Origin of the sequence: Cyanobacterium sp. HL-69 (assembly GCA_002813895.1) — a bacterium.
Classification (GTDB): Bacteria; Cyanobacteriota; Cyanobacteriia; order Cyanobacteriales; family Cyanobacteriaceae; genus Cyanobacterium.
The window spans coordinates 3,139,567-3,155,247 of record CP024912.1; the positions used below are offsets into that span (position 1 = coordinate 3,139,567).

Sequence of the window (15,681 nt, forward strand, 5' to 3'; positions counted from 1 at the left end):
AAACTGAGTTTGATAAAATATTTATATTTTGCTAGTATAGCGTTTCTATCTTTTTTTGATCTGCTTGGGTGCGTCCTGATGATGAATTACCAAGGACTACCAATCATGGTAAAAGGCGCCCAGTAGAAAGGATGGGAAAAATCTTCTGACTGTTGAGATACTTCTGGCAATTCCCCTAGGGAAATATTAACGGAAGGAGTAACAATGGTATCTCCATCGTCAGTTTTGCGAGTTTCACCCCGTAATAGGTTCAATTGGGCTTGGCGTAGGGCTTCTGCTTTGATGGTATCATTCCTTAACTGACCATAAAAACTGGTCATCAGAGCTAAGGTGCCAGTATCGCTTACCTGCCACACACTACCGAGGGCGGTTTTTACCCCTGCTTGGACGGCTAACCCTGCAAACCCTAGTTCCGCCATTTCATTACCAAAAGCAGTGTTACAGGCGCTTAATACTAATAGTTCTACTCCAAGGTCATTGAGTCCTAGGGTACGTAGTTCATTCAAGTTAAGGCGATCGTTGTATAGTTGAATATAGCTCAGATCGGCTTGTATCGTGTTAAATTCTCCATGGGTGCCAAAGTGAACTATGCCATAGGAGTTTTGGCTTAGATTACGGCGGATATTATCGAGGGTAAAACTATCACTGGTAAATAAATCTTGTCTGAGTTGGTCTTCTCCTTGCCATACTTGGGAGATGGTGGGTAATTCTATACCGGCTGCTGGTAGAGGGGTAATTAACTGATCTTCAAAAGTGGACGCACCCATGGCGAGTAAATTGCGATCGGCCAGAGGACTATAATCATTATCATTAAGGTTAATACTAGGAGTAAGGGAAAGACTATATTTTTCTACTAAATACTCATCAGTTTTTTGATCATATAGCACCGCCAAAGGCAAAAAGCGCATTTCATTGGGTAACATGAACACCAAATTTTCAATCTCCCGCTCAGATAGCAATTCTTCCAAAGGCTCCATCAACCATTGATAAATCTGCGTAGCATCGGCCCTGTAGCGATCGTTTTGATCAAAAATATCGGAGACATTTAGCCATAAACTATTCACCGAATTACTCACGTCCTCCCGACTCACAGGAACTGTAACCCTCAAGGGATTACCCTCAGCGGTGATAATTAAAATATCCAACTCAGTATCATCTAACTCTTGAACATCCGTCACAGGATCAATATTAGGAACATCATTCAGAACTAGGCTAAACTCATTAGTTTTCTGAGCCTCTCGCCTTGCCATATCATCATCTAAGCTGATGGGTTGATAGTTGCGAGGACTGAAACTAACATAAATAAACCCACTCTTGACTCCTGTTTTATTTTCAATGGTGGTCAATATTTCCTTAGCCTGATCAATACTCAATATTAATAAACTTTCCTCCCCGTTGATCGGAATATTTTCTCCCACCGTGGGACCATAAGATGTTTGACTATTGCTAGGATCACTCTGATTCGATTGAATTAAAGAAGACAGTAATTCACTCTGAGGATCAATAGGTTCTGGCTCTGGTATGGGTTCAGGGTCTGGTTCTGGTATGGGCTCAGGGTCTGGTTCTGGTATGGGTTCAGGGTCTGGTTCTGGTATGGGTTCAGGGTCTGGTTCTGGTATGGGTTCAGGGTCTGGTTCTGGTATGGGTTCAGGGTCTGGTTCTGGTATGGGTTCAGGGTCTGGTTCTGGTATGGGTTCAGGTTCTGGCTCTGGTATGGGGGTAGTTGTTGGGGGGGGAGTTGGAGGGGTTTGGGGATTTAGTGGTTCAACATCAAAAGAAGTCGTAATTGAACCACCAGCAGATCCGCTTATAGTAACAGGCTCAGTAAAACTTTCCGGATCATCACCACCTTCGGGAATTCTGGCAGAACCGGCTTCAATAGTTCCCCTTGTACCATTAGCAGTATCAAAAATCAAAGCACCCACATTAACATCAAAGGTGAAATCAGAGGATAATAGTTCGCTATATGTTATGGAAATATTACCACCGCTGCCACTAGCACCATTGCTTTGCAAACTAACATTACTAGGCTCAATTTCTCCCAAAGCCCTAAATTTATTTCCCGTAGTAATAGATATATTCCCGGCAGAAAGATCTGAACTAGCATCAATCGTATTAACAACAATACTACCCCCCCCATTGAGAATAATATTACCAGAACTAACTAAAGAACCTGAAACGATATTTTCTGTGGTTATGTTGCCCTTAGAAGCATTGATGCTAATGCCATCTGCATCGCTATTCAATGATGATGAAATAATGTCTTGAGTTTCAATGTTTTGAGTAAAGGAAGTAATACTAATATCCCCAGCATCTCCATCAGATGCTTCAGAGATAATATTACCCGTTAAGATATTTTCTTCTGCCTCAATAGTAATTATTCCTGAGTTACCCATGACACCATCAGTTTTACTTTCAATATCTGATGTTTCGACGTTTTTTCCAGAACTAATGGTAATGTTACCCCCATTTCCAGCGGATGAAAGGCTATTGGCGGTTATTTGGGTGGTGGTTATATTCCCCCCCGCGGTTAGTTCAATATTTCCTCCTAAAAGAAGTCCTGAAGAGTTAATTTCCTCTGCCAATATGGCATTATTAGCATTAACAAAAATATTTCCTCCTGAACTATTCAAAGGGGGATTTATTTTAATATTTTCCCCTGTTAGAGTAATTGAACCTCCAGCGGTGACTATGGATGACCCAGTATTAATATTTATATCACCAAGATCATTTCCATCAACATCAGCATTAAAAATTATGTTGAGAAAATCAGTAGTTGAAGAGGGTTGAATAGATCCGTTGAAATTGATATTACCTGATGCCTCAAGGGTTAGGGTATTATTATCATCTGTTTCATAAGATAGTATTGCTGTATCATTCCATGTGATATTTCCTTGCTGCGTTCCGCCAACCCCTGTAGAAATTTTCACATCTCCACTACCCAAAGCACTTTTAATAGATTGCACTGGCAAGATAGCGCTATCTCCTTCCGCAACAAAAGAATTATCATCATCGTTAATATTAGTTAAAATTCCACCATCAACAATTTCCAAATTAAAAGGATCAATTAACCATTCTCCACCCTGTCCATTGAAGGCTTTAATGTCGGGAACTGATGTGATACTAAAACTTTTTAAACCGCTGGTTTCAATAAAGCCTCCATCCCCTGCTATGGTGCCTCCTGTGGCGCTGAGGTTGCCATTAATCCTTGCAAAGTCTTGGGCAAAGATAATTACATTACCCCCATCCCCTTGGGTGATAGCATTCGCTGAAATGTTAGAATCTGGGCTGATGTAGGTGACAGAGGCGTTGGGGATGGTTCCTTGCCCCATCATATCTCCCCCTATTTTGATATTACCGCCTCCCGTTTGTCCATCGGCGGTGATGGTAGAGGCGATCGCCCCTACATTTTTCCCTAAAATAGTAATTTCCCCTCCCATACCCCCATAATTAGCGGTGGATATGGTGCCAGAGGCGATCGCATTTCCTTGTCCTTGGGGAATCAAACTATTATTTACCCTCACCTCCCCATCATCTACCGTTACTCCTTCAATATTGCTTCCTGTCAACAAAGAGGGCAAATTTTGGGGCGTGAATCCCACTATATTTCCTTGTTCATCCTTGGGAAAATCAACCTCTAAACTCAACAAACTACCTTCGGGAGTAATTTTTACCCTTGAAGTTCCTTCCACTGCCTGTATATTGATTTTGCCCCCAGAGGTTTCTATGGTGCCAGTGTTGATCACGTTGCCACCTACTAAACTGAGATTTTGTCCAGTGCTAAGGGTTAAATTTCCTTGATTGATAATACTGCCGATATTATCTTGACTGAACACAAAGCTATGGGGATTACCCAATAAATTTTGATAATCATTAGAGCCAATGGCACTAAAGACACCCCCATCAAAACCCATACCCGTGGCAGTAGTGGCGGTAAAATCCGCAGGTACATTCAAACTCGCCCCTTGTCCGAAAATAATCCCCCCAGGATTCATCAAAAACAGATTAGAATTACCCCCCACCACCTGCAATAAACCATTTATTTGGGAAGGATTACCCCCAGTGATGCGGGTGAGAATATTTTGAATGTCAGGGTTAGTAAAAAAGGTGGCAATTTGGTCGCTAGTTAAGCCAAATTCTTGGAAGCTATGAAATAAATTTTTGCCATCTGCTGACAGGGTTTGACCATTGATCAAGATATTATTACCATCTACCGTAATATTAGTATCTGTGGTGCGATCGATTCTTATTTCTTGACCATAAACCAAATGGGGATTGAATATCACCGCCCCCGACAAAAGAGAAACTATCAAACCCCATGTTTTAGCCACCATAATCCTAGCCTCTAAAAAATAATATTAGATTGTAATTATCAAATCACCCAGTCCAAAAAAACTAACCATCATTATTATATTAACTTCCTTGCTTTGTATTAGATAAATTGTTTCTCCCTTTTTATCTTTTTTCCAATGAGGTTCGCAAAGGGTCGCTGGACAGTAAGCAGAGCAAGGGGTTAAGATAAGGGGGGCGCTGTCTTTCGGGGCAGTGGAATTAATGGAAACAGTAACTTAACCTACTCTTTGCACATAGGTGTCATAACTACCATCTTCCCATAACCGAATGACACGAAACCCCGATAAATGAGAATCGATAGTAGGGTGAGAGGGAATAACTTGAGAAAAAGTGGAAGGACATCCAAAAAAATCAATGTTGTCACCCACAGCATTAACATGGCAGTGATGTAAAGCATAATGAATATGTCCAAATAATACTAATCGCACTTGAGGAAATGAGTGCAATAAACTTACTAAATCATTGCCATTTTCCACCCCAATTTGATCAACCCAATCGATACCCGTGGGAATTGGATGATGATGGAGCGCTATGATTGTAACCTTATCAGTCTGTTGCCCCAACTCTTGCCTTAACCATTCCAATTGTGCTTTTTCTATATAACCTCCCCCAAATTTTGCTCCCATCAACACAGAATCGAGTAACAATAGTCGCCAAAATCCCAAATCAATGGCTTGATAACCTAAACCCTTGGAAGAAGGTAACATCTGCCCCAAAAGCTTAACGTTATCATGATTACCGTGCAACCAATAAATAGGACAGCTAAACTCACCCATCGCTTTTAGTAAATATTCATAGGCAACCCTACTACCACCATCAGCCAAATCCCCTGTTAATAACAATCCATCGGGTTGTCTGGATTTTACTTGTTCTAAAACAGCTTGCAAATTGTACCAAGGATTTTGCCCCCGCAAAAATTCTTCTGGGTTGTCCAAAAGGTGAGTATCTGTAATTTGAATCAGGGTAAAGTTTTTTGTCATATGAAAGTTAAATTAATAAAATTAAGATTTGTGAGTATTATGAGATGGATAAAAGTTAACATATACTATGAGTTTAGAATTACTAACCTTTGCGGAAATATCTATCGAAAGAAACCTAGAGCAATTTCTCATTGTTTTGTCAGTTTCCCTCGCCGTTGCTACCATATCGAGGGTATTTATCTGGTTTAAACAAATTCCCTACACCTTACTCTTAGTAATAGTAGGTTTAGGTTTAGCCCTAGTTGATATTAGATTAGTTAACCTCTCTCCAGAGTTAATTTTAGAAATATTTTTGCCCCCATTATTATTTGAAGCGGCTTGGAATATCCGCTGGAAAGATTTGAAAAATAATCTCACTCCCATAATTCTTTTGGCGGTAATTGGGGTTATTATTTCGGTAGCGAGTGTCTCCTTTGCTCTTAGTTATTTTACGACTATCTCTTTGGGTACGGCATTGCTGGTAGGTGCTAGTTTATCAGCTAGTGACCCTGTTTCTGTCATTGCTCTATTTCGAGAGCTAGGCACGGGCAAAAAACTTACTACCATTATGGAAGGAGAAAGTTTATTTAATGATGGGGTGGCAGTAGTTGCTTTTGTTTTGTTGGTGGGTATTCCTTTGGGCAACGAGAGTATTTCTATCACCGAATCGGTTGTTAAATTTGGAACGTTTGTAGGGGTTGGAGTTGCAGTAGGTTTTCTTATCGGTTTTGGTATTTCTTATTTGACTCAAAGATTTGATTTACCTTTGGTTGAGCAGTCTTTAACCCTTGTTTCTGCTTATGGTGCTTATTTAATTACTGAAAATTTGGGTGGCTCTGGGGTAATTGGAGTGGTTACTGTAGGTTTAATTCTGGGTAATTTTGGCTCAAGAATTGGCATGAATCCTCGTACTCGATTGAGTGTGTCTGAGTTTTGGGAATTTTTAGCATTTTTTGTTAATTCTATAGTCTTTTTATTGATAGGAGATCAGATTGATTTTCCTGTATTGTTAAATAGCTGGAAACTTATTTTAGTCGCTATTGTTTCCCTCATAGGAAGTCGTTTTGTAGCAGTATTTTTACTATGTGCTATTAGTAACTTAATCACTAAAGAGAAGGTGAGTTGGCAAGAACAATTAATTCTCTGGTGGGGTGGGTTAAGAGGTTCTGTTTCGGTTGCTCTAGCTCTTAGTGTACCAGTGATATTGAGCGATCGCCAAGAGGTCATAGGCACAGTTTTTGGGGTAGTATTATTTACCCTTTTAGTACAAGGATTAACCACAAAGACTTTCTTACAAAAATTAAATTTAATAGGGGATCAAAATGTTAAACAAGAATACACTGAGTTGTTAGCGAGAAGGACTGCTTTAAACAAGGTATTGGCTTATATGAATGGTATCCCTCTTAGTACAATGCCTGAAATTGAACCTGATTTTTATAACTATGAAAAAAATTTAATTCAAGGACAATTAAACTCCATTCAGGAAAAAATTATCGATTTACAAAATTTTAATCCTGAGTTTAAAAATGTATCTATGCAAAAATTGAGAGATAATCTCATTTCCATAGAAGCGGATACTTACGCAGACCTGATTTTATCTGGAGAATTAAACGAAAATTTATCTCCTATGGTTCAAGAAATTATTGCCAAACAGAAGGGAGAATAATTTTTTTTTTTGTGATAACTAATAAACATTATTTTTTTATAAAAATATCTTTGAAAATGTACACTAACATCATATTAAAAAGATATTTATTAAAAGAATTGATCGTCTTTAATCTTTTTGTTGTCAATTTTTTGGTAAAGAAAATCTTTTGTAATAGGTATAACTAGAATAATCATCAAAATACAACAGCAAAGGGGTTAAACCCTTTGTTTAGTAAAAAAACCATAGATGTCTTAGGTATCATTGATATTTTACTAATGATTGAGGAGTACAATAAGATATTTATGTTATGGTAATACATGGGTAAAATAGAGTCATTTGTAATTAATAGGAGTTTGAAAATGTCATAAAACAATCTATAAAGATATGGTGAAGTTGTTATCAGTTATATAAAGAATATGTAAAGCTGTTTTATACTTCGTTAATAAATACACAGTAAAGTACAAGTGTTTTTACCAAACTTTGTAAAAAAAGCTAAAAAAGTCAGTTACAATACATACATTTTATTGAAAATCGGATATTATAACCTTAATAGTAAAAACAACCAAGATAAGCCCATGATGCTCATCAATCCCAGAAAGATAAAGAAGTCATCTTTAAAGCTCGAAGACAAACTATCTAATACAAAAAAAATACTAAATAATAATCACTACACCGAATCTAATAGGGTTCATCGCTCTATTAATAGTAAATTAAAACGTTTGATTGATATTATTGGGGCTTTAGTCGGTTTAATGATCACTGCCATCATTTTTATTCCTTTAGCTATTTGGATTTACAAAGATAATCCCGGTCCTATTTTCTACTCCCAAACTCGGTGCGGGTTTAATGGGAAAAAATTTACTATTTGGAAATTCCGTTCTATGACGGTGGATGCGGAAAGAAAACAGCATTTAGTGAAAAATCATGCTGATGGTTTTATTTTTAAAAATCCAGAGGACCCTCGCATTACAAGAGTTGGAAAGTTTTTAAGATCCACTAGTTTGGATGAATTTCCCCAGTTTTGGAATGTTTTAACGGGAGATATGAGTTTAGTTGGGACTCGTCCTCCTACTCCCAATGAAGTGTCAAAATATAATGACTATCATTTATTACGCCTTAAGGTGAAACCTGGTTTGACGGGAGAGTGGCAGGTAAAAGGACGTTCTAAATGTCTTGATTTTAATCAAGTAGTGGCAATGGATTTGGATTACCAGAAAAAATGGACAGTATGGTATGATTTATATTTGATTTTTAAAACCGTTGAGGTTGTTATTAAGCGTGAAGGTGCTTGTTAATTATTGAATGAATCTTCCCAATACTATTACTTTTAGTCGCATTGTTTTGATAATTCCTATTCTCTGGTGTTTATATCAGCCAATGGAAATTTATCAATGGTGGGCTTGGGGTTTATTTTTACTGGCTTCTCTTACTGATTGGTTGGATGGTTATTTGGCAAGGCGTTTAAATCAAGTTACGGATTTAGGTAAGTTTTTAGATCCTTTGACGGACAAGATTTTGGTAGTTGCTCCTTTATTGGTTTTGGTTGAGCGTCAGATAATCCCTAGTTGGGGAGTCTTTTTGATTTTGTTGCGAGAAATTGCGATCGCAGGTTGGCGGGTAAGTCCTCAACAAAAGACTGTATCAGGAGCTAATGTGTGGGGTAAGTTTAAGACTGTTAGCCAGATAAGTGCGATCGCCCTTTTACTTTTACCTAGATACCCTTGGGCATTAGAAATGGGAATAATTATATTTTGGGTGTCGGTAATACTAACCATCGTTTCAGGGTTAATTTACCTCATTCCCCCACAAGAAACAGCCTAATACTCCTCTTTTGCCCTAAGAGTCTCAATGCACCGAGGATCGATTAAAGTAGCCTTTTCAGGCTCTCTGGGAAACCAAGAAGCAGTCTTTTTACAAAATTCCACCAATACCAACATCACAGGCACTTCTATTAGTACCCCCACCACAGTAGCTAATGCTGCCCCCGAATTTAAGCCGAATAACATCACCGCCGTTGCGATCGCCACTTCAAAATGATTACTAGCCCCAATCAAAGAAGCAGGTGCCGAATCCTCATAGGATAAATTTATCTTCAGTGCAATTACATAGGTAATAAAGAAAATAAAATTAGTTTGAATAAACAAAGGAATCGCAATCAAAAAAATATGCAAAGGATTATTAACAATCAACTCCCCCTTAAAAGCAAACAATAAAATCAAAGTCGCCAACAAAGCAATAATAGCCACAGGAGAGAGATAATGTAAAAACTTCGACTCAAACCAAGCCCTACCCTTATACTTAAAAATCCAATATCGACTAAAAATCCCCGTAATCAAAGGTAAACCCACATATATCAACACAGAAAAAACAATAGTTTGCCAAGGTACACTCAAATTATTAGCCGATAACAACCATTGCCCCAACGGTGCATACAAAAATAACATCGCCAAAGAATTAACCGCCACCATAACCAAAGTAATTCCTTGATTGCTATAAGAAAGATAGCCCCACATCAACACCATTGCCGTGCAAGGAGCGATTCCCAGCAAAATACAACCAGCGATATAAGAATCCGCCAAAGAAACCTCAACCCCTCTAATTATCTCCGTATCCGACAAGAAATTAGAAAAAACATAACCCAGAAAAAATTGAGCAAAAATCACCATGGAAAAAGGTTTAACCAACCAATTAACCGCCAAGGTTAAAAACACAGGCTTAGGAGTTTTAACCGCCTTAACCGCCTGAGAAAAATCTATCTTAACCATGATGGGATACATCATAAAAAATAAACAGATAGCAATGGGAATCGAAACATTATAGATACTGATACTATCCAAACTTTGAGCAATATCAGGGAAAACTCTTCCCAAGCCAATGCCAACGATGATACAAATAAAAACCCAGAGAGTTAAATATTTCTCGAAGAAACTTAAACTTCCCCCTGCTTTTATGGCCTTAGGATTTATATTTACTGTCATAATAAAACAATTTTTATTGGTATATTTTAGGCAAGTAAGTAATGAAAATTATCTATCTTTATTCTCAAGATATGATTAAAGTCCCTTAAGAAATTAACCGTTAAATTTCGACAACAGAAAATTCTTTTCAAATCTTAATTTGAAATCATAACCTGCAAAACAATTATAACAGTAAAAATTGGTATATATATCGCTTCCTAATCGCAACATTTTCGAGAAGGTGTCAAAGAAACCGTGAGACGAAAATCTGCCAAATACTGCTCCAATATCACCATCTGAGATAAGTTTAAACTATAATAAACCCATCGCCCCTCCTGACGGGTACGCACCAAACCAGCTTCCTTCAAAGTTTTGAGGTGAAAAGATAACTTTGATTGACTGATATTTAAAACCTCCAACAACTCACATACGCACAACTCTTGATTTCTCAACAAATTTAATACTTCAATCCGAATAGAATCAGATAACGCATGAAATCCTTTTTTTATGTTAGTTTTTTCTTCTACTTCTGCAATGCTCATTAAAGTTATAGTATTAAGGTACAAAATTCAGCTTTGATACTTACCCTTGGGAAATTTTCACCTAACGAAGTAGGTAATCCTGTGTCACTTGTTACCCAAAAACCAAGTATTTAAAGTTCTCATCTTGTTTTTTAACGTCCACGTTACTATTAATTGTACATCTTATTGCCATTACCATCAAAAAAACAAGAGCAATGCTTGTAAAAGAAGCACTAGCGAAGTAATTATCTTCCGTAGTTTATGCATAGTGTCTCTCGTTGATTTGTGTCTGAGAAAATCAGAATATTCATGGGGCTTAACAAAGTAACGCAATCTAATTATTTACTTTTTATGATGGCTTGCTCAATAAAATTTGACTCAATATTAATCATTATGCTATGATTAAATCTAGTTTAATTGCTGAATTTATTATGTAATTAAAACTCCCTAATATGAAGGTAGCTTATAATACATTGTTCTATTTCTCAGAAAAAAGCCTAGTAGCTAAAAGTAATTTTTAATGTTATTTTCAACATAAAATATCTAATACTATTGTAATTATTTTATTTTTTAAGTATAGATTAAATTAAGTTTAACATACTAAAACATGAGTAAATCTAATGCAATTCTAATAGATAGCTGATAGTTTTATATTTTTAAAAAGTAAAAATAACTATCCCACTCAAAAATTGTAATTCGATAAATAGATCTCAATATATAATCGAAGGCAAAATACTGTAATTATTCATAAACCATAAAAAACAATGAAATCATCTCTAGTCATTCTCTATCACCGTCAACCCTATGACGAAGTAATTGAAAACGGAAAAACTTTTTATCGTGATAAAAAAAGCCCTAATGGTATCGTACCAACCCTAAGAAGTTTCTTTAATAGTGTTGATAAAGGAACTTGGATTGCTTGGCGACAGGTTGCTAAAAAAGAACAATCTACTTTCCAAGAAAGGGTACAGGTAGAGGAAGAAAGGTCTAATTACAGCGTTTTACGTATTCCCCTTTCCCCCAATCAGGTAAAGGAATTTTATCATATCACTTCAAAAGAAGCCTTCTGGCCTATTCTTCATTCCTTCCCTTATCACTTCACTTCTGAGTCTTCTGAGTGGGAAAATTTTAAAGAAATTAACCGATTATTTGCTGAGGCCGCTTGTAAGGAAGCGGCTGATGATGCTCTTATTTGGGTACACGACTATAACCTATGGTTAGCCCCTAAATATATTAGGGAAATGAAACCTAATGCGAGAATTGCTTTCTTCCACCACACTCCTTTCCCCTCGGTGGATGTATTTAATATTCTGCCTTGGCGTGAGGAAATTATTAAAAGTCTGTTGTGTTGTGATGTGGTAGGTTTCCATATTCCTCGTTATTCGGAAAACTTTGTCAATGTAACCCGTAGTTTATTACCTGTGGAAGTAGTGGAAAGACAACCTGTACAAGGACATTTTACTAAATGTGGAACTGCTTTGGCTGAGCCTGAAATGGTAACTAAGTTACGTTATAACGGGCAGGATGTAACTGTTGATGCTTTCCCTGTGGGTACTAACCCCGATTACATTACTTCTGTGTTGGCCACGGCAGAATCCCAGAAAAAATATGAGGAAATCAAAGAGGAGTTGAATGGACGTAAGTTAATTATTGCCGCTGGTAGAATTGATTATGTGAAGGGTAATCAGGAGATGTTAGAAGCTTTTGGTCGTTTATTGGAACGCCGTCCAGAGCTACATGGTAAGGTTAATTTTATTGTCAGTTGTGTGTCGGCGGCGGCGGGTATGAGGGTTTATAAAACTACTCAAAATAAAATTGAGCAGTTGGTAGGACAAATTAATGGTAAGTTTGCCCGTTTGGATTGGACTCCTATTATTCTGTTTACTAAACCTATTCCTTTTACTGATTTGTTGGCGTATTATCGAGCGGCGGATATTTGTTGGACTACTCCTTTGCGCGATGGTTTAAACTTAGTTGCAAAGGAATATATTTCTGCCCATAAGGATGAGAGTGGCGTATTAATTCTCTCTGAGTTTGTGGGGGCTGCGGTGGAATTGCCCGAGGCTCTCTTGACTAATCCTTATTCTGTAACCCGCATGGATACAGCTATTGATAAGGCTTTGGTGATGCCTGAAGATGAACAAAGAGAACGCATGGATGCGATGTATAAGACTGTTTCTACTTATGATGTTAAGTATTGGGGCGATCGCCTTTTAGATGTATTTGGTAAAATTCCTAAAAAATAAGTATTTACTGAATTAATTGACAGATATATAGCAATTATCATGGTTACGGGGTACAAAATGATCCCCCTTAATAAGAGGGACTTGAAAATCATAAATGTATCTCATAATTATAAAAAACGCTATAGAATGGGGGGATAATATTTCCCCTATTTTTTTTGCAATAAATAACCTGATTAATTCATACATCAGTCTTAGAAACGGGTAAAACTAGCAAACATATACCCCAAAACCACACCAATTACCATTGCCCAAACTTGTCCAGATTCCACAAAATTATTCCACGCATCGGTAATTTGACCAATAATATCAGGATCTTCGATTATTTGAGCGAATATATAAGCAGAAAAATCGGTAAGTGCCATAAAATTTATTGATTTGTACTAAGGTAATTCCCTTCAAATTATATATTAAACCACCAAAATCAATACCCATTTATTGATTTCATCCTGTTTTTGTGGATTTTCAAATTTTGATAGTTCACGATATGATAGTTACTAACTTTTACTAAATCCCCGACGGTTGTTGAATATGTTTACTGCTACTCCCCCCCGTAAGATTGAAAATAATATTCCCGATGATTTGTTCAGTGCGATCGCACTTTTGAAAAAAGAACTAAACGCTGTAATTCTCGCCCACTACTACCAAGAAGGAGACATCCAAGACATAGCCGACTATATCGGCGACTCCCTCGGTTTATCTCAACAGGCTGCTAACACCTCCGCCGATGTCATTCTTTTTGCAGGGGTACATTTTATGGCAGAAACTGCCAAAATTCTTAACCCCCATAAATTAGTATTATTACCCGACTTAGAGGCGGGATGTTCCCTTGCGGACAGCTGCCCTCCCGATGCCTTTGCCAAATTTAAAGCCCAACATCCAGATCATATTGTTATTTCCTACATCAATTGTACCGCAGAAATAAAAGCCCTTAGCGATATTATCTGTACTAGTTCCAATGCCGTTTCTATTGTTAATCAAATTCCCCCAGAGCAAAAAATTATTTTCGCCCCTGACAAAAACTTAGGGCGTTATGTGAGCCAACAAACAGGACGAGATTTAGTATTGTGGGATGGTAGCTGCATCGTTCATGAAACCTTTTCAGAAAAAAGAATAGTTGAACTGAAAGTACAAAACCCCGAAGCCGAAATTTTAGCCCACCCAGAGTGTGAAACCCCCGTGCTACGTCATGCTGATTATATTGGCTCAACTACCGCCCTTTTAAAATATTCTCAGAGTAGTGAATGCGACAAATTCATTATCGCCACCGAACCAGGAATCATCCACCAAATGCAAAAACAAGCCCCCAACAAGGTGTTTATTCCTGCCCCTTCTACCACTAATTGTAACTGCAATGAATGTCCTTACATGAGGCTAAATACCCTCGAAAAAGTCTATCTTGCCCTCAAAAATAAAACCCCCGAAATTATTATTCCTGAACCCACTAGAAGTAAGGCTTTACAACCCATACAAAGAATGTTGGAAATGTCTAAGTAATAAGTTTTTGTTTTTTACGTTTGCTTAGCCCTCTCCATTATTAATTCTTTTACTTCCATTGCTGTGGCAGGGGCGAGTAAAATTCCGTTGCGGTAATGGGCGGTGGCTAAAATAACATTATCGTAACCTTCTAACCATTCGATAATGGGGGCTGGGCGCCCTTCGGGGCGAGGTCGTTTCCCTGACCATTGGGAGATAATAGAGGCCGATTTGAGAGCAGGACAAAAGGCGATCGCCCTTTGATGTAAATTAGTAAGTAATTGTTTATCCTCCATTACCTGTCCATCTTCATGGGCAAATTCAAGGGTAGCCCCCACCCAAAAACGATTATCATTCAGAGGTACGATATGCACATCATCCCCCGTAATCACTGGGTTAAAATCAGGCAATTTTTGCCACCCATCATAACTCATCACCATGGCTTGTCCTAATACGGGCTTAATTTTTACCGTCTTTCCCAACTCCTCAGTTAAAGGAGTAGAACCCAAACCACCACAGACAATAACTAAGTCTGCGTCTAGGGATGCCCCCCTCACCTGTAAAGACTCACAGACCCTTTTATTATCTTCATGTGAAGAACTAATTTTAAAATTATCAACTTTTTGACCAAAAATACATTTTACCCCTTTTATCTTCGCACCTTCGACCAAAGCCTCCACGAGGGGAATGGGATTGATTTGTAAATCATCGGGGGAAGAAACTGCCCCAATTATTTCTTCTCCTTGCACCTCTGGGCAAAAAGATTGTAATTCAGAACGATTCCAAACCTTGAGACGATAACCTTGCTCTGCTCTTTTTCCCGCTAATTTATGCCATTTTTCGAGGTCATCCTCTGCCAATAATAATTTGACGATGCCATGGCGGTTATAAGGGATTTCTAGCCCCGTTAACTGTTTCAATTCGGGTAAAAGGGTTTTGTATCTCGTTAAGCTATTCTCTCTTAGTCGCCATGCCCTTCCTTTTATTTTTTGACTCATTACCCCCATCAACAAGCCTAACGCAGCCCCGGATGAACCACTAGCTGGGGCTTTTTCATCTATCAAAGTAATATTAAACTGAGGATCTTGACTTAGTTCAAAGGCGATCGCACTGCCCACAATCCCCGCACCAATAATTACAATTTTATCCAGTGACTTATTCCTAACGCTAACTTTTTGAGTATAACCCAAGATACTACCCAGCGAAGAATTCGTTTTATTTCCTTCAAAAAAAATCAAAAACAATAGGTTTAAATTTCCCCACTATTATGAGATTTTGCCCCATTTATCGGCTAAAACGGCTCAAAATCGTTACCTTTCTTTACAAAAATCAGTAAAAATTTAGAAAAAACGGGAAAAACGATATTTTTTAAACATTTCAGCAATTAATCAGGTAATATCAGATCTAGTGTTAAAAACAGTCAAACACTTATTCGATGGTTATTTCAGCTAATTAAATATTAGAATCTGATGATCATGGTTAGGTGTTAAAAATACAAATACAAATAAAATAGGAGTATATTCT

11 protein-coding genes are annotated in these 15,681 nt (G+C 37.7%); 5 read left to right on the top strand and 6 right to left on the bottom strand.

Annotated features, from left to right (window positions below):
• Positions 1-86: 86 nt before the first annotated feature.
• Together AA637_RS14655 and AA637_RS14660 are read right to left on the bottom strand one after the other, a co-directional pair.
• Positions 87-4,334 carry a CHAT domain-containing protein gene (locus AA637_RS14655; protein WP_446683371.1) on the bottom strand — a complete coding sequence of 1,416 codons (4,248 nt, stop codon included), beginning with the start codon at positions 4,332-4,334 and terminating at the stop codon, positions 87-89.
• A gap of 234 nt (positions 4,335-4,568) precedes the next feature.
• Entirely contained in the window at positions 4,569-5,333 is a 765-nt protein-coding gene (locus AA637_RS14660; protein ID WP_446683372.1) for a metallophosphoesterase, read from the bottom strand.
• 67 nt (positions 5,334-5,400) lie between these two features.
• On the opposite strand from AA637_RS14660, the gene AA637_RS14665 reads away from it, so the two are divergent.
• From AA637_RS14665 to pgsA, 3 genes are all read left to right on the top strand, one after another.
• Positions 5,401-6,978 (top strand): cation:proton antiporter, encoded by a 1,578-nt coding sequence (locus AA637_RS14665; protein ID WP_446683373.1) that lies wholly within the window; start codon positions 5,401-5,403, stop codon positions 6,976-6,978.
• 557 nt (positions 6,979-7,535) lie between these two features.
• A complete protein-coding gene (locus AA637_RS14670; protein WP_446683374.1) occupies positions 7,536-8,255 on the top strand; it encodes a sugar transferase in 720 nt (239 codons plus the stop codon).
• A gap of 7 nt (positions 8,256-8,262) precedes the next feature.
• Positions 8,263-8,781, top strand: a complete 519-nt coding sequence (gene pgsA, locus AA637_RS14675) for a CDP-diacylglycerol--glycerol-3-phosphate 3-phosphatidyltransferase (RefSeq protein ID WP_446683375.1) — start codon at positions 8,263-8,265, stop codon at positions 8,779-8,781.
• Here pgsA and arsB read toward each other — a convergent pair.
• Positions 8,778-9,938: an ACR3 family arsenite efflux transporter gene (gene arsB, locus AA637_RS14680; RefSeq protein ID WP_446683376.1), complete on the bottom strand. Its 1,161-nt coding sequence runs from the start codon at positions 9,936-9,938 to the stop codon at positions 8,778-8,780. The two genes, pgsA and arsB, sit on opposite strands and share 4 nt — an antisense overlap.
• 197 nt (positions 9,939-10,135) lie before the next feature.
• Positions 10,136-10,459 (bottom strand): ArsR/SmtB family transcription factor, encoded by a 324-nt coding sequence (locus AA637_RS14685; RefSeq protein WP_069791915.1) that lies wholly within the window; start codon positions 10,457-10,459, stop codon positions 10,136-10,138.
• A gap of 743 nt (positions 10,460-11,202) precedes the next feature.
• Between AA637_RS14685 and ggpS the strand changes: the two genes are divergently transcribed.
• On the top strand, positions 11,203-12,684 hold the full coding sequence (gene ggpS, locus AA637_RS14690) for a glucosylglycerol-phosphate synthase (protein WP_446683377.1): 1,482 nt from the start codon (positions 11,203-11,205) through the stop codon (positions 12,682-12,684).
• 191 nt (positions 12,685-12,875) lie between these two features.
• Here the strand turns inward: ggpS and AA637_RS14695 are convergent, their stop codons facing one another.
• Positions 12,876-13,046: a hypothetical protein gene (locus tag AA637_RS14695; protein WP_446683378.1), complete on the bottom strand. Its 171-nt coding sequence runs from the start codon at positions 13,044-13,046 to the stop codon at positions 12,876-12,878.
• Positions 13,047-13,212: 166 nt separating this feature from the next.
• On the opposite strand from AA637_RS14695, the gene nadA reads away from it, so the two are divergent.
• Positions 13,213-14,178, top strand: coding sequence for a quinolinate synthase NadA (gene nadA, locus AA637_RS14700; protein ID WP_446683379.1), 966 nt, complete (start codon positions 13,213-13,215; stop codon positions 14,176-14,178).
• A gap of 14 nt (positions 14,179-14,192) precedes the next feature.
• Here nadA and AA637_RS14705 read toward each other — a convergent pair whose 3' ends face one another.
• On the bottom strand, positions 14,193-15,308 hold the full coding sequence (locus AA637_RS14705) for an NAD(P)/FAD-dependent oxidoreductase (RefSeq protein ID WP_446684616.1): 1,116 nt from the start codon (positions 15,306-15,308) through the stop codon (positions 14,193-14,195).
• Between the last annotated feature and the right edge of the window lie 373 nt (positions 15,309-15,681).